Consider the following 24,054-nt stretch of genomic DNA (forward strand, 5'->3'; position numbering starts at 1 on the left):
AAAAAGAAATTTCTGAAGATGATGAACGTCGTGCATCTGATGATATTCAAAAAATCACAGATAAGTTTGTTGCTGAAATCGACAAACGTCTTGCGAATAAAGAAGCTGAGTTGTTGAAGGTCTAATTTGTATAATGACCGATTCAGAAGATAAGCTTACTCTTCCAAAACATGTTGCCATCATCATGGATGGCAACAATCGTTTTGCCAAAAAAAATGCAATGCAAAAGGGCGATGGTCACCGTGAAGGAAAAAATGTCCTGGACCCGATTGTTGAGCATTGTCGAAAAAAAAATATTCAAGCATTAACCGTTTTTGCTTTTTCGAGTGAAAATTGGAAGCGCCCTCAAGTTGAAGTTGATTTGCTCATGAAACTGTTGGAAGACACGATTCATGAACAGTTGCCTCGTATGCATCAATATCAAATGTCCTTACGTTTTATTGGTGATCGTTCTAAATTATCTCTGCAATTGCGTGACTTAATGTTGCATGCCGAACAAGACACTGCTAATTTCAAGGGCATGACTTTAACCATTGCTATCAGTTATGGTGGGATGTGGGATATGGCACATGCTGCCAAGCAAATTGCACTTGCTGTTCAATCTCAAGCGTTAGATCCTGAGCAAGTTGATGAACAATTGTTTGGAAAATATGTCAGTTTGAGTGACTTACCCGCTGTGGATCTATTGATTCGAACAGGTGGGGATTTTCGCTTATCGAACTTTATGTTGTGGCAAGCATCTTATGCAGAGCTTTACTTTACTCCAACGCTTTGGCCGGAGTTTAGTGTGGAAGAGTTTGATGACGCCTTGGCTGTATTTGGTGGTCGTGAACGTCGTTTTGGAAAAACGACTGAACAAATTCTACAAGATAAAATTGAGAAAAAATAAATGTTAGAGCGGATTATAACCGCATTGGTTTTGGTGGCCGTTGTATTGAGTTGTATGTTTGCAACCCAGTCACACTATCCAATGTTTGTGCTGATGATTATTGCGGCAGGGGTTGCAGGCTATGAGTGGTTTAAACTCATGCCCCGCACAACAAAAAATGTAAATAAGCCTCTTGCATGGGGTTTTGGTCTGTTAACCGCAGGCTTAGCAACCTTGGCTTTATATTTTAATGATATCGCACTGTTGCTCTGGGCGGCGTCTATTCTCTGTTGGCTACTAAGTCTTTATTGGGTGAAAACTTATCCGCAATACGATGCTTGGTATAACTCAACACTAAATGTTATTGGGATCGTACTTGTTTCTTCTGCAGTGACCGCTATTTTTGCATTATGGAAAATGTCGCCTTGGTGGCTCATGTATCTGTTTTTGTTGGTGTGGGGTGCTGATAGTGGAGCATATTTTGTTGGGCGAAAACTGGGCAAGCGTAAGCTTGCACCTGAAGTCAGCCCAAATAAATCATTAGAAGGTCTTTATGGTGGTGTGATTACTGCCATGATCATCGTGGTTGCAGTTGAAATCCTCTATTTAAACTTAACTTATGCACAGCATTTATTGTTTCTTATTTTATCTGTAGTGACAGTATTTAGTTCAGTGTTGGGTGATTTGTTTGAGTCCATGATCAAGCGTCGTGCTGGAATTAAAGATTCAGGCCGTATCTTGCCAGGGCATGGCGGTGTGCTCGATCGTATTGATTCCCTACTCGCTGCTGCACCAATCTTTGCAGCAGGTGTATATGTGTTAAAACTCATTGGCGTAGATTTGTAAATGTCACAATCAGTTTGTATTTTGGGTGCTACTGGGTCAATTGGACAGAGCACCTTAAAAATATTGCAGCAACATGCTCAACGCTATTCAGTATTTGCGGTTACGGCTCACAGTCGACTTGGTGAGCTTGTTGAAATATGCCAACAGTTTCATCCTAAAATTGTGGTGGTTCCCCAAACTAAAGTTGATGAGTTGCGTCAGCTTTTAGTTGCAGTCAATTTACCGGATATTGAAATTCTAGCTGATGAAGCGGGATTGATTGCAGTTGCTGAGCATCCCGCAGTTGATATTGTGATGGCTGCTATAGTTGGAGCAGCAGGCTTAATGCCGACGTTGGCAGCGGTTAAAGCAGGCAAGCGGGTACTGCTTGCAAATAAAGAAGCTTTGGTAATGTCTGGTGACATCATGATGCAGGCTGCTCATGATCATCAGGCATTATTACTTCCTGTTGATTCTGAACATAATGCAATTTTCCAGTGTCTTCCACACAGTTATTTAGATACTGAGCGTTCAGGACAACCCAAACTTGGCGTTTCGGGGATTTTGCTTACAGCATCAGGAGGCCCTTTTTTAAAGCATAGTTTAGATGAGCTTCGAAAGGTAACTCCTGCGCAGGCGTGTAAGCATCCGAACTGGTCGATGGGGCAAAAAATTTCAGTAGATTCAGCGACGCTGATGAATAAAGGTTTGGAATTGATTGAAGCGTGTCATCTTTTTTCAATTGAAGAACATTTTGTTACAGTAGTCGTGCACCCACAGAGTATCATTCATTCCATGGTGCAGTATGTGGATGGATCAACGTTGGCACAAATGGGTAACCCAGATATGTGTACGCCGATTGCGCATGCTTTAGCATGGCCTGAGCGTATTGAAACACATGTACCTGCTTTGGATTTATTTAAAAATCATCAGTTAGATTTTCAGGAACCAGACACTATACGCTTTCCATCATTGGGTTTAGCGCGTCAAGCGATGAAAACAGGTGGTACGGCTCCAGCAATTTTAAATGCTGCTAATGAGGTAGCCGTTGCTGCATTTTTGAATCAACGGCTTGGTTTTATGGATATTCCTGCTATTGTTGAACACACTTTAAATACTATCCAATATCAAGCTGCAACAGAACTTGATGTTATTTTAGAAGCAGATCGAAACGCATGTCATGTTGCTCAGCAATATGTGGTGAATATAGGAATTTAAGCATGAGCGCCTTGTTTATTATTGTTGCGGCAATTTTGCTTTTAGGCCCACTTATTGCAATACATGAGTTTGGGCACTATTTTGTTGCGCGTAAATTGGGCGTAAAGGTTTTAGTTTATTCTATTGGATTTGGTCCAACGCTTTTAAAGTGGACTTCTAAAAAATCGGGCATTCAGTATCAACTGTCAGCACTGCCATTGGGTGGTTATGTCAAAATGCTTGATGAGCGTGAAGGCGATGTATCTGAAGAAGACTTGCCTAAAGCATTCAATCGTCAGCATCCGTGGAAGCGTATTGCGATTGTTGCAGCTGGCCCGTTGATTAATTTAGCATTAGCAATAGTTTTGTTCTGGATACTCTTTTTACCTGCACAAGAGCAATTGAATACGCGTGTGGGTAAAGTGTTACCGAATACCCCCGCGGCGCAAGTTCAAATGCAAGTCGGCGATAAAATTACCGCAGTTGATGGTTTAACAACACCGACTTGGGAAAAGTTGAATTTTGCTTTGGTTGATCGTGTGGGTGAAACAGGTTCAATTCAGATTCAGGCCGAACGGAATGGTCAGATCAAGACTTTTAATCTGCCTATACAGCATTTTCTGAAAGATCAAACACAGTCTCCACTTGACGTGCTTGGTTTTATGCCATACAGGCCTAAAATTCCAGCAGTTGTTACAAAGCTAAGTGAAGATGGCGCAGCTATTCGTCAAGGCATGCAACAAGGCGATAAAATTGTTGCAATTGATGGCGTCAAAATGAAAGACTGGTTTGATGTGGTGCAGGTCGTTCAAGCATCGCCTGAAAAGTTGTTAAAAATTGAGGTGCTTCGCAATAATCAGTTGGTACAGCTTGAAGTGATGCCACAAGGTAAACGCGACAATATGGGTAAGGTTTCTGGTGTCTTGGGTGTACAAAGTGACTCAGGAAAGATCAGTATTCCTACAGAATATAAACAAACGATACAATATAATCCTGCCGAAGCCTTCATGATGGCGGTGGACAAAACTGGTCAATTGTCGAGTATGATTTTAAACTCGATTGTGAAAATGGTACGCGGTTTGATTGGTTTAGATAACCTATCTGGGCCGATTACCATTGCCAAAGTTGCGGGACAAAGTGCAGAAATGGGGTGGCAGACTTTCATCTCATTTATGGCGCTGATGAGCGTTAGTTTAGGGATATTAAATTTATTACCTATTCCTATGCTTGATGGTGGACATTTGGTCTATTATTTTATAGAACTGATACGTGGTAAACCTGTTTCTGAACAAATACAATTGGTTGGTTTGAAAATTGGTATGGTATTGCTCGGAAGTATGATGCTTCTGGCACTATTCAATGATTTTATGCGTTTGTAAGAAAGCGTAGATACGGAATTAAATTTTACATCGGAAAAGACTGGCATGCAGCACACACATTTATTTATGCCTCTGGCGCTCGTTAGTGCTATGGCAACAGTACAACAAGTATATGCAGCAGAAGATTATATAGTACGTGATATTAAGGTTGATGGACTTGTTCGTTTAACGCCAGCAAATGTTTATGGAATGATTCCGTTGAACAGTGGAGATCGTGTGAGCGATGCTGCGCTTGCCAATGCCATTCGTAGTTTGTATGCAACAGGTTTATTTGATGACATCAAAACTGAAAAGCAGGGCAATTCGCTGGTTTTCAAGGTTGTCGAACGTCCTCTTATTTCTAAAGTTGAATTTAAAGGAAATAAGCTTATCCCTAAAGAGGCCTTAGAAGAAGGTCTCAAAAAAATGGGTATTACAGAAGGTGAAGTGCTGAAAAAATCAGCCTTACAAACTGTTGAGTCTGAACTTGAACAACAGTACATGCAGCAAGGTCGTTATGATGCTGATGTAAAAGTTGTCAGTACACCAAAGCCGAACAATCGTGTAGATTTGACGATTGAGTTTGTAGAAGGTAAAGCTGCAAAAGTTGTAGATATCAATATTATTGGTAATACCGTTTTTAAAGAAAGCGAAATTGAACAAGCGTTTGCAGTAAAAGAGAGTGGTTGGACCTCTATTATTTCGCGTAATGATCGTTATGCACGTGAAAAGATGGCTGCAAGCTTAGAGTCGTTGCGTGCACTTTATTTAAACAAAGGCTATATCAACTTTAATATTAATCACTCAAGCTTAAACTTAAGTGAAGACAAGAAGAATATTTTTGTTGAAGTTTCTGTTGATGAAGGTGAGCAATTCAAATTTGGCGAAACCAAATTCTTAGGTGATGCTTTATATACACCTTCAGAACTAAAAGCATTACAAATTTATAAAGATGGCGATATTTACTCGCAAGAAAAAGTAAATGCAGTTAAACAGTTGCTTCTACGTAAATACGGCAATGCTGGTTATTACTATGCCGAAGTTAATGTAGTGCCTCAGATTGATAAAGAAACCCACTTGGTTGGCTTAAATTATTATATTAATCCGGGTCAACAAGTGACAGTTCGTCGTATTAACTTTGCAGGAAATACCAAGACTGCGGATGAGGTTTTACGTCGTGAAATGCGTCAGATGGAAGGTGCATTAGCGAGCAATGAAAAGATTGATTTATCTAAAGTGCGTTTAGAGCGTACAGGTTTCTTTAAAACTGTTGATATTAAACCAGCACGTGTACCGAATACTGCAGACCAAGTCGATCTTAATGTAAATGTTGAAGAACAACATTCTGGTACAACAACATTAGCTGTTGGTTTCTCGCAAAGTGGTGGTGTCACGTTCCAAGCAGGCTTAAGTCAAACGAATTTCTTGGGCACGGGTAATTCGGTTGCTATTGATTTAACACGCTCAGAGACGCAAGACTATTATAATTTAAGTGTAACTGACCCGTATTTCACCATTGATGGTGTAAAACGTGGTTATAACATGTATTACCGTAAAACCAAGCTTGATGATGACTATAACGTCAACAACTATGTTACAGACAGTTTAGGTGGTGGTCTGACTTTTGGTTATCCAATTGATGAAAACCAAAATATTAGTGCAGGCTTAACGATTGATAAAACTAAAGTAACCACTGGTCCATACGTATCCACCTATGTGCGTGATTATTTGTTAGCGCATGGCGGTAAGAAAACTGGCACAGGCACATATTGTTCTGGTTCTTGGAGCGATGGTGTATGTGTTGATGATGATGGTAATGAAATTTCAACCCAAGAATATAGTTCAGAGTATCAAGGCGATTTCTTTACTTATAATATTAACCTTGGTTGGTCTTATAATACATTAAACCGTCCAGTATTCCCAACATCAGGTATGTCGCATCGTGTGAATGGTGAAATTGCATTACCTGGTAGTGATGTTGAATATCAAAAAATTACCTATGATGCACAAGGGTATCTTCCATTAGGTAAGGACTTCGTACTTCGTGGTTATGGTAAGTTGGGTTATGGTAATGACCTTCCATTCTACAAAAACTTCTATGCTGGAGGTTTTGGTTCGGTTCGTGGTTATGACACAAGTACATTGGGTCCTAAATACGATGGTGTTTATTATACTGAAACAGGTCAAAATGATCCTTCTCCTGAAGAAGTGGGTGGTAACGCACTTGTACAATTTGGTACGGAATTGGCATTACCTTTACCATTTAAAGGCGATTGGACGCGTCAAGTTCGCCCAGTGATTTTTGCTGAAGGTGGTCAGGTTTTCGATACGCAATGTGATGTATTTTCTACAGAAACTGAGCGAAAAACTTGTAAAGATGAATATGGTTTTGACCTAAGTAATTTGCGCTATAGTGTTGGTGTTGGCTTTACGTGGATTACAATGATTGGCCCATTATCGTTAAGCTATGCGTTCCCACTGAATGATAAAGACGGTGATGAGACGAAGAGCATTCAATTTGAAATTGGTCGTACCTTCTAAGGTCGACCTTTCTTTATTTATATGACAGATTAAATCATGAAAAAAATTTTTACAGCATTGGTTTTAACGGCTTTAACTTCAACAGTAGTCAATGCGGCAGGTTATGGTGTCGTGGATCTTGAGCGTGTAGTTGAAAATAGCACATATTTAAAACAACAAAACTCAAGCTTCCAACAAAAAATACAGCCACAAAGCACTAAGCTTGATCAACTAGGTAAAGAGCTTCAGGACTTGCAACAGCGTTTGCAGACTGGCGATAAATTAAGCGATGCAGAAAAGCAAAAATTAGTGGCTCAATACCAAACGAAGCTGAAAGAGTTCAATGCTTTACAGCAAACAATGCAAAGTAGTGTACAAAGTTCTATTCAACAAGTTCGTTCAGTTTTTGATACGCGAGTGAAGCAAGTTGCTGAACAATTGCGTAAAGAAAATCAATTAGATGTTGTTTTGAATAAAAACTCGGCACTTGCCTATGACGCTAAGTATGATTTAACTGATAAAATGATTCAAAAGGTTAACGCAATTAAGTAATCCAATGAATCCTCAACAATATCGCTTAGAAGATCTTGCTCGTTTAGTTCAAGGTGAGTGCGTAGGTCAAGCAGACTTGATCTTCAAAGGATTGGCTAGTCTAGACTCTGCTGAGTCTAGACATGTTGCTTTTGTGAATAGTGAAAAATACTTAGATCAAGCACGACAGTCTAAAGCTGGAGCCTTCATTGTTACAGCAGCTCTGAAAGATCACTTGGTTGAACATCAAAACTTTATTATTGTTGCTAATCCTTATTTAGCATTTGCAATTTTAACGCATGCTTTTGAGGCTAAGCATACTGAGCAGGGTATCGAAAGTACTGCACAGATTCATTCCTCAGCAATTATTTCGGATAGTGCCTATATTGGTCATTATGTTGTGATTGGCGAAAATTGTGTGATCGGTGATCATACAATTATCCAGTCGCATGTCACCATTCATGATGGTGTTGAAATTGGACGTAATGGTCTGATTGAATCGCATGTAAATTTAATGTCATGTAAAATTGGCGATCGTGTACGTATCCATGCCAATACTGCAATAGGTGGCGAAGGTTTTGGTTTCGCTCCATACCAAGGTAAATGGCATCGCATTGCACAATTGGGTTCTGTCATTATTGGAAATGATGTGCGAATTGGGTCGAATTGTAGTGTCGATCGAGGTGCTTTGGATGACACGATTTTGGAAGATGGTGTCATTATTGATAACCTTGTGCAAATTGCACATAACGTTAAAATCGGTGCAAATTCTGCATTTGCTGCAAAGACAGCTGTAGCTGGTAGCACGACCATTGGCAAAAATTGTATTGTTGGTGGTGGTTCTGCAATTGCTGGACACTTAAATATTGCTGATAATGTGACGTTAACAGGAATGTCAATGGTCACAAATAATATTTCTGTGGCTGGAACTTATTCTTCAGGCATAGGGCTTTTTGAAAATCAAAAGTGGAAACGTACGGTTGTGCGTTTAAGACAATTAGCAGATGTGCCATTGACCCAACTGGTCAAAAAAATTGATCATATGCAGACTCAAATAGAGTCCCTTGAATCAACAATTAAATTGCGTAAATAGAAATATGATGACTGAGTCGAATTCTACTAGTTTCACGAAACCTGAATTGCCAATGACAATTCAAACGATCCGTGAATACTTGCCACACCGCTATCCTTTTTTATTGGTCGATCGTGTTGTTGATGTGACTGAAAATGGTATTGTGGCTTATAAAAATGTGTCTATTAATGAAGAATTTTTTCAAGGACACTTCCCCAATTATCCAATTATGCCAGGTGTTTTGATTGTCGAAGCATTAGCACAAGTATCAGGCATTCTTGGTTTTATCATGAACGATGAAAAACCGAGTGAAGGCTCTTTGTTCTTGTTTGCAGGTGCAGAGAAAGTTCGCTTTAAAAAGCAAGTCGTTGCAGGTGACCAATTGGTGTTAAAATCAGAATTGGTTATGCAGAAACGTGGTATTTACAAATATAATTGTATTGCCACCGTTGACGGTGTAGTAGCAGCATCTGCGGAAATTATGGTTTCGCATCAGAAAATAGAGCAATCATGAGCAATAACGAATTTATTCACCCTACAGCAATTATCGATGCATCTGCCGTGATTGCAGCAGATGTAAAGATTGGACCGTATTGTGTTATTGGTCCAAATGTCACCATTGGTGCAGGTACACAGTTACACTCACATGTGGTAGTCGGTGGTTATACGCGTATTGGCGAGCAGAATGAAATTTTCCAATTCGCAAGCGTGGGTGAGGTATGTCAGGATCTAAAATATGCAGGTGAAGAAACCTGGTTAGAAATTGGCGACCATAATAAAATTCGTGAACATTGTAGTTTACACCGTGGTACGGTTCAGGATCACGGTCTTACTAAGATTGGTAGCCATAATCTATTGATGGTTAATACACATATCGCACATGACTGTGTGGTAGGTAATCATAATATTTTTGCAAACAATGTTGGTGTGGCTGGTCATGTTCATGTAGGAGACTATGTGATTGTCGGCGGTAACTCAGGGATACACCAGTTCTGTAAGATTGATTCTTACAGTATGATTGGTGGTGCATCCTTGATCGTGAAAGATGTACCTGCTTATGTAATGGTTTCTGGTAACCCTGCACATGCTTTTGCGATGAATGTTGAAGGCATGCGTCGTAAAGGTTGGTCTAAAAATGTGATTCAAGGTTTACGCACAGCATTTAAATTGATCTATAAAGAAGGTCTAACGACAGAGCAGGCTTTAGAACGTATCCGTGTAGAAATTTTGCCTGAAGTTGCTGAGGTACAATTGCTCATCGACTCATTAGAACAGTCAGAACGAGGCATTGTGCGTTAAGCTCATTCTAGATATAAAAAAAGACACTTCGCGTGTCTTTTTTTATATCTATAGGAAAATCATTTGTTAAAGAAAGAAGCCTCTTCAGACTTAGGATATTGTTTAAGTAGCTTGGCTTTATATTGATTGGCTTGAGTCGTGTTTTTATCTACTTCTTTGGCAATATTATAGAGCTGATAAACAGCGCGTGGTGCACGCGAGGAGTTAGGGTATTTGTTCGCCACAATACCATAGTTTTTCTTTGCTTCTACATAGTTGGTGGGTTCAACGGCTAAGTTGAACTCTGCTAACCAAAAATAGGCATTGCTAATATAAACACTATTGGGATTGTTCTTAATAAAATTTTGCATAGGTGCAATCGCTTTCTTTGCACCGCCTTGCTTATACGCATCTAGAGCTACGGTATAGGCTGCTTTTTCTAGTTCCGATGGTTCAGACGTATTCTGTGTGCTGACAACCACAGGCGGTTTATTTGCTGGGTTTACTGGGGGGGCTGTGTTGTTCCCGGAGCTTGTGTTGGTGCTGGGAGTAATATCCTGTTGATTATCCTCCGCTGCATTACTTGCTTCAGGGTCTAGTTTTTGTTGAAGTAATTCTAAACGCTGATCTAGGTCAGCGTAGCGGTTTTCTAATTCATGTTTAAGCTGAGCAATTTCATTATCCTGTTCTTCCATCTTGCCGCGCAAGATACGCAAATCATTTTCTAGTTGCTGGTTTTTTTGCATGATTTGCCAATTGATATTGGTTGCAGTGGCTCCTGCACCCGTATCTACAGCTAAGCTAGTTGAGCTGACACTGTTATTGCTGGCTTGACTTAAGCCTAGTGATTCAATTGGAACGTTGGCGAAAACAGACGTTGTGCAAAGTAGGGTGAGGGCACATAGGCTATGCTTCTTTAGCATCATGAAATATCCGTGTTGTCATGCTTTTGATGTAGACACATCAAACAAAATTTATTTACCCCATTAAAAACGGCAATGTTCTGAAATGCAATAAGCTTTTACATTGTTGTCGTGTATTTAGGTAAAGGATTGTAGTACCGATGTTGTTTAAAATAGAATGTCTTTTTCTCAGTTTGTTTTATAAATAATCAATTGAATGAAATGCTTACTTAAAAAGCATTTATAGGCTTGCAACTTGGGAGAAAATCTCTATACTCTGTTCTTGCAATGGTAGCCCTGCCGGTTACTTCGCAATTGTACTCTACGAACCCCGCCAGGACCGGAAGGTAGCAACGGTAGTAGAAATATGATGTGCCGAAGGCTTGCTGGTAGGGTTGCCACCAGTTTTATAAATATAAAAGAATAAAAATGAAAGATTATTACGGCATTGATGCTGGTTTAGTCGTTACTATTGAATCATCTAAAAATTAAAAGTGTTTTACTTTTTATTTTCTTTTTTGTAATTACCATTATTTTTATCTATTTCTCGATTTTATATTTTATTTCAAATGGCTTTTTAAATTATATCTCCATAGGTATGGTTATATTTTATTTATGTGTATTATTCCGCATTATTATTTAGATGTGCGTATGCCTAATGGCAAGATCCAGAGGATCTAGGCTAGATCGGGTGACTACTATAATACAAGCATTGATGGTGCTTATAAGATGACACTACATAAAAGTAATTTAGGTATTACTGGGTCTAGTTATGAATTGCAGTAAGTTGAGGGTTTTATCTGTATTTAAAGTCTTAAAGACTTCTTCGTATGCTCAAGTTTTAGTGATGTACCTCAGCCTTAAATTCCTTATGATATGAGTGTTAAATGACGATTCAATCTTCCATTTTTCTCGAAATGGCTTTCATAATCGCATCCATTTCAAAGCCACGATACATTAAAAAACGGATTTGTTTGGCTTTGAGTTTTGGATCTGTTGCGACCTCAGTTCCATACTTTTTAATTTTGAGTTGATAGGCTTGTTCGACCCAATCGGTTTCTCTCAGTTCTTCTAAAATTAACCCTGTATCTATCTTTTTTGTTTTTAGCGCCATTTTGATACGGTTAGGGCCTTTGCCCTTACGTTTTTGGCTCGATAGCATAATTTCGGCAACGCGTTGATCACTTTGGTAGTTTTGTGCGGAAAGCTCTTCAACCAGTGTAATCACTTCTTCGCGGTACATTGCCCATGTGACTAATTTTTCAATCAATTCTGCTTTTGAATACTCTTTACGTGTCAGTACAGCAAATGCATAAGAACGTAGACGGGAACCTGTTAAACCTGTGGGTTTGGGCTGATTCTCTTCATCAAAATCTAGGGTATCAACCGTTTCTTGTGTTGCCTGCGTGTGGCTGTATTGAGTAGCAGGGGATTCTTCCTCACCAAATTGTTGTTTGAGAGCATCATAGTCAAGAAGTTTGGGGAATTTTGAATTAGGCATAATCGGCTATGAAATAGATCTGAATAAACAAAACGCCCCGTAGGGCGTTTCTTAGTGTAAGCCTAAATGTTGTGTAATCACATTTATTCTTTAGAAAGATGCTTTAAATTAAGCATCTAAAAAGTCTGGCTCTTCTTCATTCTCTTCTACGGGTGCAGCATTTGAAGTGGTAAGCAGTTGATCACGGATGATTTTCTCAATGGTTTCAGCCAACTGAGGATTTTCTTCAAGGTGACGAATCACGTTGTTTTTACCTTGACCGATTTTGTCGCCTTGGTATGAATACCAAGCGCCGGCTTTTTGTACGATTTCTTGCTGAACAGCCAAGTCTACAAGCTCACCTAAGTGGTTCACACCTTTACCATAGAGGATTTGGAAGAGTGCTTCGCGGAATGGCGGTGCCATTTTGTTTTTAACAACTTTGACTTTGGTCTCAGAACCAACAATTTCATCGCCTTCTTTGACCTGACCTACGCGGCGAATGTCTAAACGCACAGACGCATAGAATTTCAACGCATTACCACCAGTAGTGGTTTCAGGGCTACCAAACATTACACCAATTTTCATACGAATTTGGTTAATGAAAATCACCATACAGTTTGAACGTTTTGCATTACCTGTAATTTTACGTAATGCTTGGCTCATTAAACGTGCCTGAAGACCCATGTGCGAGTCGCCCATTTCACCTTCAATTTCCGCACGTGGTGTCAATGCAGCTACTGAGTCGACAACGATCAGATCAATCGCTCCAGAGCGAACTAACATATCTGCAATTTCAAGAGCTTGTTCACCATTATCTGGTTGTGAAACCAGTAAGTTATCAATGTCTACACCTAGTTTGCGTGCATATTGAGGATCTAAAGCGTGTTCGGCGTCAATAAATGCACAAGTGCCACCTGCTTTTTGACATTCTGCAATCGCTTGCAAAGTCATCGTCGTTTTACCTGAAGATTCAGGACCATAAATTTCAACGATACGACCTTTGGGTAAGCCGCCAATACCAAGCGCAATATCAAGTGTTAAAGAACCCGTCGATACCGCTTCAACAGCTTGTACGGTGTTATCGCCAAGGCGCATTACTGTGTTTTTGCCAAACTGTTTTTCAATTTGACTTAGCGCAGCATTAAGCGCCTTGCTTTTATTATCATCCATCTTACAACCTCAAAACGATGTCACGGATAGTTACTGAATATGATCACTATAGTGACAGATTTAGTCCGTATCTTCTATAAAAGTCATATCGTGTACGACACAATATGACGCATGTCATTCATCATCATTATAAGACCAGTATTGGTCAAATTGTTGATCATTTTCTTGTCTAAACTTGCTGATATCTCGTCGATCTTTTTTACTCGGGCGATGATCAGGTCGAGCTAGATTATGCAACTTTCTTTGGGTTGCAATCAATTCCCGTCGTGTAATACTGACTTCGGTTTCTTCATAAAGCTTTTGTGCGACTGGTGCAGGACCGCGAACATCAGAGAGCTCTTTGATTACCACGGTTTTCTTATCAATACCTTGTTGAATCGTGAGTTCCATACCAATACGGACTTCACGTGATACTTTGACACGTTCGCCATTGTGGTGGACTTTACCCCCCTCGATGGCATTTTTGGCAATCGAGCGCGTTTTAAAAAAACGTGCTGCCCATAACCATTTATCAATACGCATGCCTACAGCATCTTCAGCTAAAGCGGATTTACGCATATTTTGTAGTGACCTCAGCTTGCTCTAAATAATGAATTAAATCGGTGAGTTGATTTAATATGGGATAAGAGCTCGATACTTTAGATTGTCCCAGTGATGAAGGCTGAGCAATGGTAAATAAGTTTTGAATTCCAAAACTTTCAGCACCTTTAAGCACTTTCTCCGTGTCGTCGATAAAATAGCAGTGTGATGGGTTAAAAGGATGGTGCTTATGAAGATGTTGCCAAAACTCGGTAAATTCTTTGGCATGACCAAGTGTTTCACTGCTGATGATGACATCAAAATATGAGGCCAGTTCGGTGTGTTCAAGCTTAAATTTTAAGCCTTCGCAATCCGCATTGGTTGCAAGCCAACAAGGATAACCATTGGTTTTCAAGTAGTCGAGAAGTTGAATACAACCTTCGCGGAGGCTAACTTTATGCTTAAACTCGTGCTGTAAAGCCAGCGTATCTACACCAACTTTTGCTGTCCAAAAGCGGGTTGAATACCAATTTAAAGTGTGATTATGGGTTTGATAGAACTGAAACAAAGCCTGTCGACTTTGCTCTAAAGAACACTGGTGCTGTTCCGCATAACGAATTGGAAGTTGATGATTCCAAATAAAATCATCGTAAGCAAGATCCAGTAATGTACCGTCCATATCAAAAATAATAAGCGGTTTTTCCATTTAAAAATCTCCAATGTTTTTTCAAGTTCAACAAAGTTTATAGAAAAACCTTTCAAGAAAAATGATGTACATATCTGTGTACATATTTTCTATCTGTACATAGCAACATTAGAGTATAAAACAACTAGCTTGAAAAAAACGAATGGCATTAAGTGATAGTTGGCTTAAATCTAACAACAGAAAACTTTGAGATAAGAAGTTGATGGCTACGGATCGGAAGGTTTTTTTATTAGGGTTTTACCTAAGGGTAAGATTATTTTCCAATTTTGTATTCTTTTACTCCCAATAACTCAATAGATGGATTTATGCACTTACCCATTACTTGGATTAACAACAGATGCTTGTTCACAAGTATGCAAATATAAATCAGAACTGAATAAGTGAATAAATCCATGACTGCTGAAACTTAGAGAGGAGAGTCCCCATCTTGAGTAACTCAATATTGCCCATGCTTAGTATTGTTTTATTTCGATTGCTTAATCACCCATCCTGCAGTCTTTTCTATGGTTTCTAGTAGTACGGTCGGTGGAATTTCCCACTTTTGATTGAGTTGGTTGAATAAGCTCAGGTCAATCTGTTCAGTTCTAATAAAATTTAGCATTTCTCCAGACATATCTAATTTTTTTGCCAACCAATGCCATTTTAAAATCCATTTTAAAAAGTAGAGTGATACAAAATGATGTGGAGCTTTGACCTGTATAGCATTAGCAATAATGCTGACCAAAGTCTGTAAGGATAATTGTTCAGGGTTGGCTACTAAAATTTCTTGTTTTAGAGTTTGGGTATCTTTGCCTGCATGGAAAATAGCATTCACAAGCATTGTTACGGATACTAGAGGCAGTGAATGCTGAGGTGTCCCGGGCAGTGCCTTCATTTTTCTTTGTTTGAGCTGTTGAATTAGGGTGGCAATCGGTTGGTTTGCAGGAATTTCTCCACTCATTTCATCACCTATTACTGTGGCCGGGTGAATGACTGTCCATGGGATATTGAGAGTGTCAGCCTGCTTGATCCAGTTAAAATGCCCTTGGATTTTTGAGGCTTCATAAGCACCCAATTTGTCATAAATTTTGGGCCAATCCGTTTTTTCAATATTCTTTCTATAGATGCCTGCTGCCTGTAAATGCTTGTCTAGAGTTAGCATATAGCCAGACAAGTGTACTGCACGTTCTAAATGACAATGCTTGCGTACACTATGTAACAGGTTGGTCAGCCCATCAACATTTACTGCTTTAGCTTGCTCCATGGAGAGATTCCATTTAAACAATGCACTCGTATTGTAGAGATAGTTAACTTCTTTTAATGTTTCCCAATCCTGAGGTGATAGACCTAAATGGGGAAGGGTAACATCACCTTGAATGAAACTAAGTTGGCGATAGTCAATTCCCTGTTGTGTTAGCCAAGATCTTAGTTGATGCGGTTGCTCATTTATATTACGGCAGAGAGCAAAGACCCGTGCATTATCACGGAGCAGACGAGCGACAAGGAATTTACCAATAAATCCAGTTGCGCCGACTATTAAGGCGGTTTGGGGTGATGTAAACATAGAACTAACTCCTATTCATTAGTCATTGCTTACGCTAAAGCATGGAGTATACTCCATGGTCAAGAGGGTTTTAAAAATATGCATGGAAATGAGATATGTTGATCGGTGAACTATCACAACAGATGAATTTGAGTCGAGATACCATCCGTTTTTATGAAAAAATGGAGTTAATTCAACCTTTAGTCCGTAATAATGGTTATAAGGATTATCCTGAACAGACGCTACAACAATTGAAACTCATCCAGACGGCTAAAAATCTAGGTTTTACACTGGCTGAGATAAGGCAAATCACTCAACTAATCAATGAGAATGAAATTCCGGCTACACAATTTCGTTCGATTTTGTCGGAAAAACTAGGGGTGATACAGGAGAAAATATTTCAATTGCTACAGATGCAGAGCATGCTTGAAAACTTATTGGATGGTGAACCTTGCCCTTTAAGGAGTGGGTGTGAAATAGGGGATATTGGGTAATCAATCCTCCCAACTAAATTAAAAATTTCACGTTGCTTTAAACGGTCTGTGTGAAATTGTTATTTGTAACGCAGACTCGCTTTCCAGAAACGCTCATATCACTGTCTGTCTTAAGAGTGTGAATTGAAAATCCTCTGGGTAGATGCGATTTTTTTAATTGGTTTGCAGACGAAAATTTAAACTGGAACTTTATTTGGTTAATATTAGGTGTCATTAATATAACTGGTTAAAATATGATCTTTCCATACACCATTAAGTAAAAGATACTTTCTGGCATAGCCTTCTCGCTCAAATCCTAACTGACGGAGTAGTTTTCCACTACGAAGGTTTTCAGGAACGTAATTAGCCATTACACGATTTAGGTTGAGGTCTTTAATTATATAGCTTAAACAAAACTGTAAAGCTTTAGTCATTATGCCTTTTCCTTGATAATCTTGGTCTAACAAGTATCCAAGATAACAAGAACGAAAGGCACCATAGCAAATTTGATCAAATGTAATGGTTCCAATCACCTGCTCATGTTTGAGTAAAACAAATTTAATCGCGCACTTTTCTTTAAATAATTGAGCATAATCAGCAATCTGCTCGTCCCAGTAGTGAGACTGATAAAAAGATTCATCTCTAAGGGGCATTGCATCGGCTAAATGAGTTTTATTTTTTATATAAAAATGAACTAAATTTTCCGACTTGCAATGTTGTAAACCTACAATCTGTATATCATCAATTTGAGACTCAGGGTGGTTCATTAACTTACTCTCTATACGCCTAATTTTATTTAGTAAAATAATACATTTCTCAAGTATTTGAAAAATCATATTCACTTTTTTGACTTTGTATAAGTCAGTCATTTTTGATGTTTTAAACATATAGACTTGTAGGGAAGTGCCCTGATATACCATTGAACCTACAAGTAAGCTTTATGCAAATTTGGGTATCACTCTGTCTAATTCGACACATTCCATTTTTTGATTTCTTGGGCGAGCATTTATAGATGAGTTTTCCCAGTCGGCTATACATGAAAAACCGTGCTTAGAGTAAAGATTTATTGCCCGAATATTATCTTGAGAAACACTCAGGGCTATTCTAAAATGCCCTTTAGAAATTGCTAATTTCTTTATAGCATTGATCAGCATATCTGCTATACCATTACCGCGAAACTCTGGATTGACCCACATGGCGATCAAGCCAAACTCTAGTTCAGTACTTTGTTTTCCACCAATTATACCAATAGCGCGTTGCCCATTTAGAGCTAAGATATAGTGATATTGAGTTTTATGTGCTGCACGATCACGCCATTGCAATTCACTATACAGCTCAGTGGTAGAGTATGTTGCAGAAAATGCATTAGGACTCTCTAAGAGAGATTCTAAGCGCACAGTTTTTAATATTTCCCAATCTTCTTCGGTGGTCGAACGAATACTTAACTTATCAATATGTATTCTCACTTTAAAGACACCTTATGATTTTGATAAATTTGCATAATACATAAACAAATATAAGCCTTCATCAAGCTCTTTCAATCAGCAATAGTTGTCGGTGTGATTACTATGGTTGAACTTTTTTCTCAATCAGTAATGTCAGCCAATCAAGAAGCGGGTTGCTATTCAAACTAACTCATATAAAACAAAATTGTAGAGCTGATGAGTAGAGCCAGAGCAATAATTGCGAGGACGCTTGCTTGTTTATTTAATTTGTCGCCGTCTATTTCACTACTGAAAAATTTTGAGAGAGGACGATTCTTAACTTGTAATTGACTCCATGGATACCAAAAGCATAGAAAACCTAAACTTCTCAGGATGCTTTGTAAACTCACAGATTCAAATAACGCTATTATGCTCATTACAACGCAGAACAATCCTAAAAGAAATCCAAACCACGATTTGATGGGGCGGTTATCGTTAAAATTTGTTGATGAATCATGCATATTATATTTTATAAAGTGTAATCAATAATCATTATTAATCATACCAGATCTGCATTGAAAATTAATGATGATGTAAAAGGTATGCGATGTATCAAGCTCTCAGCGCACATGCGCTTGCTACCATTTTGTGCGACTGTCTCTGTGTCCTGTACGAATTGTGAGTGTTATTTGAGATAGTGCGTATGTTGCTGTTTAGTGAAGATTGGTGAGTAGAAAAAAACCATTTTTATCTTTAGATACTGGCGAATATTGAAAGCAAACAGGTTGTTGCGGTTTTAGCAGCGTGAGTCTCGGTAAGTGTTTGATGACCTGTTTACCGCCACTAAAGCTAAACAGATCGCCATGTGTATTCTTGAAAGTATATATTGGTTCAATACTATCTGACCGACCAAAGCGCTTGCGGATAATTTCTGTTTTTTCAATGAATTCACCACAATCACGGATTTGATGATCAGATTTTAAAGCCTGTTCATATTTCCAATCATGGTAAGCAGTAACCCCGAAATAAAGTGTAAAACCGAATAAGGCAAGAATAGAAAACTCGACTATTTTTCTTGAATTTAATGACATTTAAGACACAAAGTATTAATTTTATTCTTTTTATTATAAATGAATACTGATTAAAGTTATACTTAACGTAAGCTTTAATCAGTTTATAGGGTAAAAGAATAGACGAAAATTGTTTAGGAAAGTGGTGGTATTCAGATCAATAGATTGAAGAGAGCACAGCACAACTGAATTACCGACCAAGAAAAGGAGTCGGCTTTAGACGTCTGAGTCAAGTATGATTTTTAAGAGTATGGCGCTGCACTTCAAATGTTAATCTAAATTATAAGAATTTTGGTGAACAAAAAAGGTCATTTTGAGTCAGTCAAGGTACATGCTGAAAGCAAGATGAATTGAATATTAAGTAATTACTTTTTTTAGTATTTATTTTTGTATTAAATTTTTTCTTACATTTAAAATGTCGACAAATAAAACGAAATATTGAAAGATTTGGCCAAATTTACAAGGAAAAGGATAGTGAATGTTTTCATGGCTTTTTATAAGTTTGGTCATTACCATCCTCTTAACACCTGGACCAACGAATACACTTTTAGCGTCTTCAGGTATTGAAACTGGTGTCAAAAAATCCCTTAAATTGATTCCTGCTGAAGTGATAGGCTACTTTATTGCAATCACCGTATGGGGCGTTTTAATTGACTCAATTGCTGAATCTCTCCCCATTTTACCGCCAGTACTGAAACTTTGCAGTGCAGCTTATATTATTTATTTAGCCTTTAAATTATGGAAAACTTCTACAGTTGATGCAGATTTAAACCAACCCTCAATTACAGCCAAGTCACTTTTCTGCGCGACAATGCTCAATCCAAAAGCTCTGTTGTTTGCTTCAGCCGTTTTTCCAATTGCTGCATGGTCAAGTCTTCAATCATATACGGTGCACATGGGGTTATTTTTATGTCTAATTACTCCAATTGCGTTATTTTGGATATTTATTGGTTCTGTATTGGTTGCTAATAGAATTTCATGGCTAAATCAAAAAAACTTGCAGCGTACAGCTTCTTTAGTTTTGGTTAGTTTTTCAATTCCACTGAGTTATTCTGCAGTTATGTCTATGTAATGTGATTTTCATCAGATTTTCATTTTGCATTGTTAAAATTAAAGCCACCTTTAAGGTGGCTTTTGTATATGTGTAGCAAAAGTAGATAAAAATTGGCTGACTTATGCTAAGAAAATGATGTTGGTGATCTATCCGAATGATTAATAAATAAAGATGTTGCACTGGTTATTTAACTTAGAATCAGGTAAAACATGGATCGAATGACAATAAAATAGAGATGAATAAATGAGTGAACTCAGTTTAGATTTTTTAGATGAAACCCTAGATAAATATGAGGCAAAAGGAAAGAAAAAAGCAATTAAGAAGATTCGTATCGGTTATATGTTATATGCAAAATTTATGTCGAATCCGAAATTTGCAGATAACGTCATCAATTCTTCGCTAGACCCGAAAAAGCGTACCTATCGGAACACTAAGATTAAAATTACCCATGATGAATACGAGCTCACATTTTTAAGAAATGACGATTGAGTCGGCACGGTTTTATAAAAGCAATTCAGCTTCATCAATTTGAAATATTTAAGCTGTAGTATCTGTGTCATAAATATAAATGCTAAATGATTAAATGCGGTGTGTGTAGTTTAAGCCTGTTTATTTGGAGAGAGATAAACAGGCTTTTTTGTTAAATAAAATAATTTTATGGTCTGATTTTTAGACAAAAGCCCTATCTATTTTTGTGGTGATCGGGCTTTATTTTTAATTTATATTTTTCAAAATATTGTTTTGACATCATTTCATCATATTGTTCATAGATACTCTTTTTTATTTTGAGTTGATTTATATGCCAATTGTTACTGCAAATGAACTAGACGACATTCTGAACGCATTAATTTCCAAAAATAAAAAACCCGAAAAAATTTTGATTGGATATAAAGCTTATAGTGAACTAATGAATGATCGGAAGTTCTTATCTGAAGTCGCGGGTTCTGCGATGGATCCGAATAAAAGAAAATATCAAAAAATTAAAATTAAAGTGACACAGGATGAGTATCAGCTTGAAGTAAAGTGTGCAGATTAATAGTAAATAACAGCGGTCTGTACAAAATGCATAAAAATGTGTCGGATTTTGCATTTTTAATTGATGTATTCAAAATATAGGTTTATACTGTGTCACGAAATTAAAGTGCTGTAGCTTTTCTCGTTTTATATCCCACGCTTCCATGCGTGGGATTTTTTTTGCTCAAAATTTTTGTCATCAGTGATCATGTAAACATTTGCCCATGAGATGTGCTTGATGAAATGATCATGTAGTGGCCCCAAGTAGAGATTGGTTTAGGCTGCACAATCGTTTTACATTTTTCTAGTATCATCAGCGTATAATGTTTTTTGAAAAGATACTTTAAGATCTAGAGGTCTTTATGGGTATGTATCGGCATTTAAGTGTTGAAAATTTTTTGAGTTGCTTGATTCAATAAAAAAGGGTATCGCATGTTCAGAACAATCATTGCACCGCAAGATGCTTTAATTCAGCAACTTGTACCTATTGTGACTCAGGCATGTGAAATTTTGCGTGCAGAATACCAAGCGTATGTTGCAGGCGATGATTTTAGCATTGAAAAAAAGACAGATGATTCGCCTGTGACGCAAGCGGACTATCGTGTTAATCAATACATTACAGAGGCTTTAGAAAAAATATTCCCTCAAATGCCTATTTTGTCTGAAGAAGGGAAGCATACACATAGACAGCACTGGACGTCTTTTTGGATGCTTGATCCTTTAGACGGTACTAAAGAGTTCTTACATCAGCGTCCCGAATTTACTATCAATTTGAGTTTGATTGATGGAGCACACACAAGTTTTGCCGTGCTTGCAATTCCATGTGAGCAACAAATTTACTTCTGCCCAAAGCAAGGTCAGCCTTTAAAATACGCTATTGAAAAAGATGTATGGTCTGAATATTATTTATCGGAACAGCAACACACCGTACAAGTCGGTTTAAGCCAAAGTAGCCAGAGCAAGCCTCAATATCAACTTTATTTAGATCAATTAGAAAAGCTGACTGAAATTACAGAATACCGTGCAGGAAGCGCTTACAAGTTTTGTATGATGCTTGAAGATCGTGTAGACATTTATCCACGGTTCCACCCAACGTCTGAATGGGATACCAGTGCAGGTCAATGCTTGTTGGAGCGCATCGGTGGTGGCTTGATTGATTTTCAGGGACGGCCATTCGTATATAACCAAAGAGCGAGTTTATTAAATGGCGGTTTTATTGCTTATCGAAATAACGATATGAAAAAACTCGCATTACAAGCACTTGAACTAATGCCTTCATTGGCTTGAGCTAAAAATTAAGCGTGCTATAGTGTTTTTTGAATTATTGAGTTGTTGTTGATTATGGCCTTAGACTTGCTCCCGCCTAGTATGCTGAAAGCCATCGACTTATTGCCCGATGCAAAAACGCCAGTGACGTTATTTACACGTCATTCTATTCGCGAAGTTGTCACTGGTCAGGGTCTTGCAGGCTATGATTTACAATTGACCCATCAAGGGCGTGATTTGGCTGAAGCTTGGGGCTCATATTTAATTGATAATACTGACCGAGTTATTCAACACTGTATTTCTAGCCCAATTCAGCGTTGTATTGATACTGCTGCGTTAATGATTCAGGGGGCAGATGCGCAAACGCTTGAACCGAATACTCACCGCATAGAAATTATTGAGCAGGGTTTATTGGTTGAACCCGGAAGTTTTGTGTTAGACATTAAACAAGCAGGTCCTTATTTTCAGCGGCAAGGCGCATTGGGTTTTATTAATAGTTTTGTTAATAATGCCTTGCCAGGTATGAAGCATCCGATTCATGGTGTGGTTGATGTCTTGGAACTCATATATAACACTCATCCGAGCAACCCTTATGGTTTGAGCCTTGCTGTTAGCCACGATACGATCTTAGCTGCAATTTTGGCAGTGATTTCGGGGCGTACTATAGTAACCAAAGAAGATTGGCCAAAAATGATGGAAGGTCTATTTGTCTGGTTTGAGGGCGATGTGTTTTTGGAATCTAAATTAAAATGGATTTGGCGCGGTGAAATTCATGAGCTGAATATTCAAGAGTTTCAGCAGCTTTAAGTTTGGGGTTTGAAAATATAGATATTCTTGTTGTTTCTTTATGTCATCTCATTGATTTTAGTATGTTTAATAAATTTAATATTGAAAATAATCAACGAGATGGCAAGGTATTATGATGCTAATCAAAGCATGTACTGTCGTGTAAAAAACTAAATTTTTGCTTTCAGTCGGTTAGGGAAGTCATGTAAGTCGATACTTAGTCCTTCATCATTCAACGGCCATAAAGAAGTATTAACTGCCACAGTTTGCTGATGCATTCGACTGTATTTATCTGCAGCAATGAGTGTTGCAATTTCATGATTGGCAAGCGTGTATGCATTCACAACATCGACAGGGTATTGTGTACGCGCATAAAATTCAGCTTCAGTCTCGCCTTGGTGCAAAGCAAAAATACGTTCAATGGCTGGTAAATACACACCATAACCTAGCCATGCATCGACCCCTTGTGAGGCTTGAATTTCAGCAGTACCACGCATATTTGAAATTACTTTGGCGAGAACATCTTTTTCACCTTTGGTATTAAAATAGTCAATATATTGTTGTTCTGTAGGTTGAAACTTTTCGAGTGTTGGCAGAAATTTGCTGATCATTTTATTCCCCCAGGTGCAGGTTTTATCTGGTTTCATTGTAGGAAAACAGAATACCATATTATTTTTATGGAATTATGTTTTTAATCGCTACGAATCTGAAAATGAGAGCGACAAGTCAGGCTGCTAAAAAAAAGATTCAAATTTTTAAAATTGATTGATAAAAACTTTCTACTAAATTGCTGAGAATCTAGCTGTAACGTTCAGCATTCTTTTTTATAAATTTAAGCTGTATCACATAATTTATATTTTTCGGACTTGCATTTTTCAGAGTTGAAAATATTCGTCACTATGTAACAGATGATGTGAATTGAATATAAATGCCAAATCGGGTTTAATAATTAAGTTTTTGATTTATATGTTTAAATTTAAAAAAATAAAGTTTTTTTGTGATGATTTTGGGGAAAG

General features: G+C 38.0%; 26 protein-coding genes and 1 other RNA gene. 17 read left to right on the forward strand and 10 right to left on the reverse strand.

Going from position 1 to position 24,054, the window contains the following annotated elements; all coding sequences use genetic code 11:
• The 10 genes from B4F08_RS04460 to lpxA form a co-directional block, all read left to right on the forward strand.
• On the forward strand, positions 1-125 hold a 125-nt coding region (locus B4F08_RS04460), incomplete at its 5' end, for a ribosome recycling factor (RefSeq protein ID WP_291373483.1).
• Between the two features lie 8 nt (positions 126-133).
• A complete protein-coding gene (uppS, locus tag B4F08_RS04465; protein ID WP_291373434.1) occupies positions 134-889 on the forward strand; it encodes a polyprenyl diphosphate synthase in 756 nt (251 codons plus the stop codon).
• Complete coding sequence (locus B4F08_RS04470) at positions 890-1,714, forward strand: phosphatidate cytidylyltransferase (RefSeq protein ID WP_086207619.1); 825 nt, start codon at positions 890-892, stop codon at positions 1,712-1,714.
• A complete protein-coding gene (ispC, locus tag B4F08_RS04475; RefSeq protein WP_291373436.1) occupies positions 1,715-2,911 on the forward strand; it encodes a 1-deoxy-D-xylulose-5-phosphate reductoisomerase in 1,197 nt (398 codons plus the stop codon).
• 2 nt (positions 2,912-2,913) lie between these two features.
• Positions 2,914-4,269: an RIP metalloprotease RseP gene (gene rseP, locus B4F08_RS04480; RefSeq protein ID WP_086207617.1), complete on the forward strand. Its 1,356-nt coding sequence runs from the start codon at positions 2,914-2,916 to the stop codon at positions 4,267-4,269.
• A 45-nt stretch (positions 4,270-4,314) separates the two neighbouring features.
• Positions 4,315-6,789: an outer membrane protein assembly factor BamA gene (gene bamA, locus B4F08_RS04485; protein ID WP_291373439.1), complete on the forward strand. Its 2,475-nt coding sequence runs from the start codon at positions 4,315-4,317 to the stop codon at positions 6,787-6,789.
• 36 nt (positions 6,790-6,825) lie between these two features.
• Positions 6,826-7,320 carry an OmpH family outer membrane protein gene (locus tag B4F08_RS04490; protein ID WP_110974143.1) on the forward strand — a complete coding sequence of 165 codons (495 nt, stop codon included), beginning with the start codon at positions 6,826-6,828 and terminating at the stop codon, positions 7,318-7,320.
• 4 nt (positions 7,321-7,324) lie between these two features.
• Positions 7,325-8,392: a UDP-3-O-(3-hydroxymyristoyl)glucosamine N-acyltransferase gene (gene lpxD, locus B4F08_RS04495; protein ID WP_110974142.1), complete on the forward strand. Its 1,068-nt coding sequence runs from the start codon at positions 7,325-7,327 to the stop codon at positions 8,390-8,392.
• A 7-nt stretch (positions 8,393-8,399) separates the two neighbouring features.
• Entirely contained in the window at positions 8,400-8,885 is a 486-nt protein-coding gene (gene fabZ, locus B4F08_RS04500) for a 3-hydroxyacyl-ACP dehydratase FabZ (RefSeq protein WP_162900230.1), read from the forward strand.
• Positions 8,882-9,670, forward strand: a complete 789-nt coding sequence (gene lpxA, locus B4F08_RS04505) for an acyl-ACP--UDP-N-acetylglucosamine O-acyltransferase (RefSeq protein ID WP_086207612.1) — start codon at positions 8,882-8,884, stop codon at positions 9,668-9,670. Before fabZ ends, lpxA begins: the two co-directional genes overlap by 4 nt.
• A gap of 59 nt (positions 9,671-9,729) precedes the next feature.
• Here lpxA and B4F08_RS04510 read toward each other — a convergent pair whose 3' ends face one another.
• Positions 9,730-10,575, reverse strand: a complete 846-nt coding sequence (locus B4F08_RS04510; protein WP_291373444.1) for a YbgF trimerization domain-containing protein — start codon at positions 10,573-10,575, stop codon at positions 9,730-9,732.
• Positions 10,576-10,849: 274 nt separating this feature from the next.
• Here B4F08_RS04510 and ffs point away from each other — a divergent pair.
• Positions 10,850-10,946: signal recognition particle sRNA small type (ffs, locus tag B4F08_RS04515), an RNA gene on the forward strand.
• A gap of 500 nt (positions 10,947-11,446) precedes the next feature.
• Here the strand turns inward: ffs and B4F08_RS04520 are convergent.
• The 5 genes from B4F08_RS04520 to B4F08_RS04540 form a co-directional block, all read right to left on the reverse strand.
• The gene (locus B4F08_RS04520) at positions 11,447-12,052 is read right to left on the reverse strand and encodes a regulatory protein RecX (RefSeq protein WP_291373446.1); all 606 of its coding nucleotides are present in this window, start codon (positions 12,050-12,052) and stop codon (positions 11,447-11,449) included.
• Positions 12,053-12,160: 108 nt separating this feature from the next.
• Entirely contained in the window at positions 12,161-13,204 is a 1,044-nt protein-coding gene (gene recA, locus B4F08_RS04525; RefSeq protein ID WP_086207609.1) for a recombinase RecA, read from the reverse strand.
• A 114-nt stretch (positions 13,205-13,318) separates the two neighbouring features.
• Positions 13,319-13,762, reverse strand: a complete 444-nt coding sequence (locus B4F08_RS04530) for an RNA-binding S4 domain-containing protein (RefSeq protein WP_110974138.1) — start codon at positions 13,760-13,762, stop codon at positions 13,319-13,321.
• Positions 13,755-14,429, reverse strand: coding sequence for an HAD-IA family hydrolase (locus tag B4F08_RS04535; protein ID WP_086207607.1), 675 nt, complete (start codon positions 14,427-14,429; stop codon positions 13,755-13,757). The genes B4F08_RS04530 and B4F08_RS04535 overlap by 8 nt, the downstream gene beginning before the upstream one ends.
• 463 nt (positions 14,430-14,892) lie before the next feature.
• Positions 14,893-15,972 carry an SDR family oxidoreductase gene (locus tag B4F08_RS04540; RefSeq protein ID WP_291373450.1) on the reverse strand — a complete coding sequence of 360 codons (1,080 nt, stop codon included), beginning with the start codon at positions 15,970-15,972 and terminating at the stop codon, positions 14,893-14,895.
• 95 nt (positions 15,973-16,067) lie between these two features.
• Here B4F08_RS04540 and B4F08_RS04545 point away from each other — a divergent pair, with 95 nt between their 5' ends.
• On the forward strand, positions 16,068-16,445 hold the full coding sequence (locus B4F08_RS04545) for a MerR family transcriptional regulator (RefSeq protein WP_086207605.1): 378 nt from the start codon (positions 16,068-16,070) through the stop codon (positions 16,443-16,445).
• 203 nt (positions 16,446-16,648) lie between these two features.
• On the opposite strand, the gene B4F08_RS04550 is transcribed toward B4F08_RS04545, so the two are convergent.
• The 3 genes from B4F08_RS04550 to B4F08_RS04560 all read right to left on the reverse strand — a co-directional run bounded on the left by B4F08_RS04550 (position 16,649) and on the right by B4F08_RS04560 (position 18,939).
• Positions 16,649-17,293: a GNAT family N-acetyltransferase gene (locus B4F08_RS04550; RefSeq protein ID WP_171494559.1), complete on the reverse strand. Its 645-nt coding sequence runs from the start codon at positions 17,291-17,293 to the stop codon at positions 16,649-16,651.
• A gap of 69 nt (positions 17,294-17,362) precedes the next feature.
• The gene (locus tag B4F08_RS04555; RefSeq protein ID WP_291373453.1) at positions 17,363-17,890 is read right to left on the reverse strand and encodes a GNAT family N-acetyltransferase; all 528 of its coding nucleotides are present in this window, start codon (positions 17,888-17,890) and stop codon (positions 17,363-17,365) included.
• Between the two features lie 671 nt (positions 17,891-18,561).
• Entirely contained in the window at positions 18,562-18,939 is a 378-nt protein-coding gene (locus B4F08_RS04560) for a hypothetical protein (RefSeq protein ID WP_291373455.1), read from the reverse strand.
• 457 nt (positions 18,940-19,396) lie between these two features.
• Between B4F08_RS04560 and B4F08_RS04565 the strand changes: the two genes are divergently transcribed.
• The 5 genes from B4F08_RS04565 to B4F08_RS04585 all read left to right on the forward strand — a co-directional run bounded on the left by B4F08_RS04565 (position 19,397) and on the right by B4F08_RS04585 (position 23,059).
• The gene (locus tag B4F08_RS04565; RefSeq protein WP_086207602.1) at positions 19,397-19,990 is read left to right on the forward strand and encodes a LysE family translocator; all 594 of its coding nucleotides are present in this window, start codon (positions 19,397-19,399) and stop codon (positions 19,988-19,990) included.
• Between the two features lie 225 nt (positions 19,991-20,215).
• Positions 20,216-20,461 carry a hypothetical protein gene (locus B4F08_RS04570; RefSeq protein ID WP_086207601.1) on the forward strand — a complete coding sequence of 82 codons (246 nt, stop codon included), beginning with the start codon at positions 20,216-20,218 and terminating at the stop codon, positions 20,459-20,461.
• Between the two features lie 310 nt (positions 20,462-20,771).
• Complete coding sequence (locus B4F08_RS04575) at positions 20,772-21,008, forward strand: hypothetical protein (protein WP_086207600.1); 237 nt, start codon at positions 20,772-20,774, stop codon at positions 21,006-21,008.
• 410 nt (positions 21,009-21,418) lie between these two features.
• A complete protein-coding gene (locus tag B4F08_RS04580) occupies positions 21,419-22,273 on the forward strand; it encodes a 3'(2'),5'-bisphosphate nucleotidase CysQ family protein (protein ID WP_086207599.1) in 855 nt (284 codons plus the stop codon).
• A gap of 54 nt (positions 22,274-22,327) precedes the next feature.
• On the forward strand, positions 22,328-23,059 hold the full coding sequence (locus B4F08_RS04585) for a histidine phosphatase family protein (RefSeq protein ID WP_086207598.1): 732 nt from the start codon (positions 22,328-22,330) through the stop codon (positions 23,057-23,059).
• A 149-nt stretch (positions 23,060-23,208) separates the two neighbouring features.
• Here the strand turns inward: B4F08_RS04585 and B4F08_RS04590 are convergent, their stop codons facing one another.
• Complete coding sequence (locus B4F08_RS04590; protein WP_086208226.1) at positions 23,209-23,649, reverse strand: hypothetical protein; 441 nt, start codon at positions 23,647-23,649, stop codon at positions 23,209-23,211.
• Positions 23,650-24,054: the final 405 nt, after the last annotated feature.

The organism is Acinetobacter sp. UBA6720 (genome assembly GCF_002454215.1).
Classification (GTDB): domain Bacteria; phylum Pseudomonadota; class Gammaproteobacteria; order Pseudomonadales; family Moraxellaceae; genus Acinetobacter.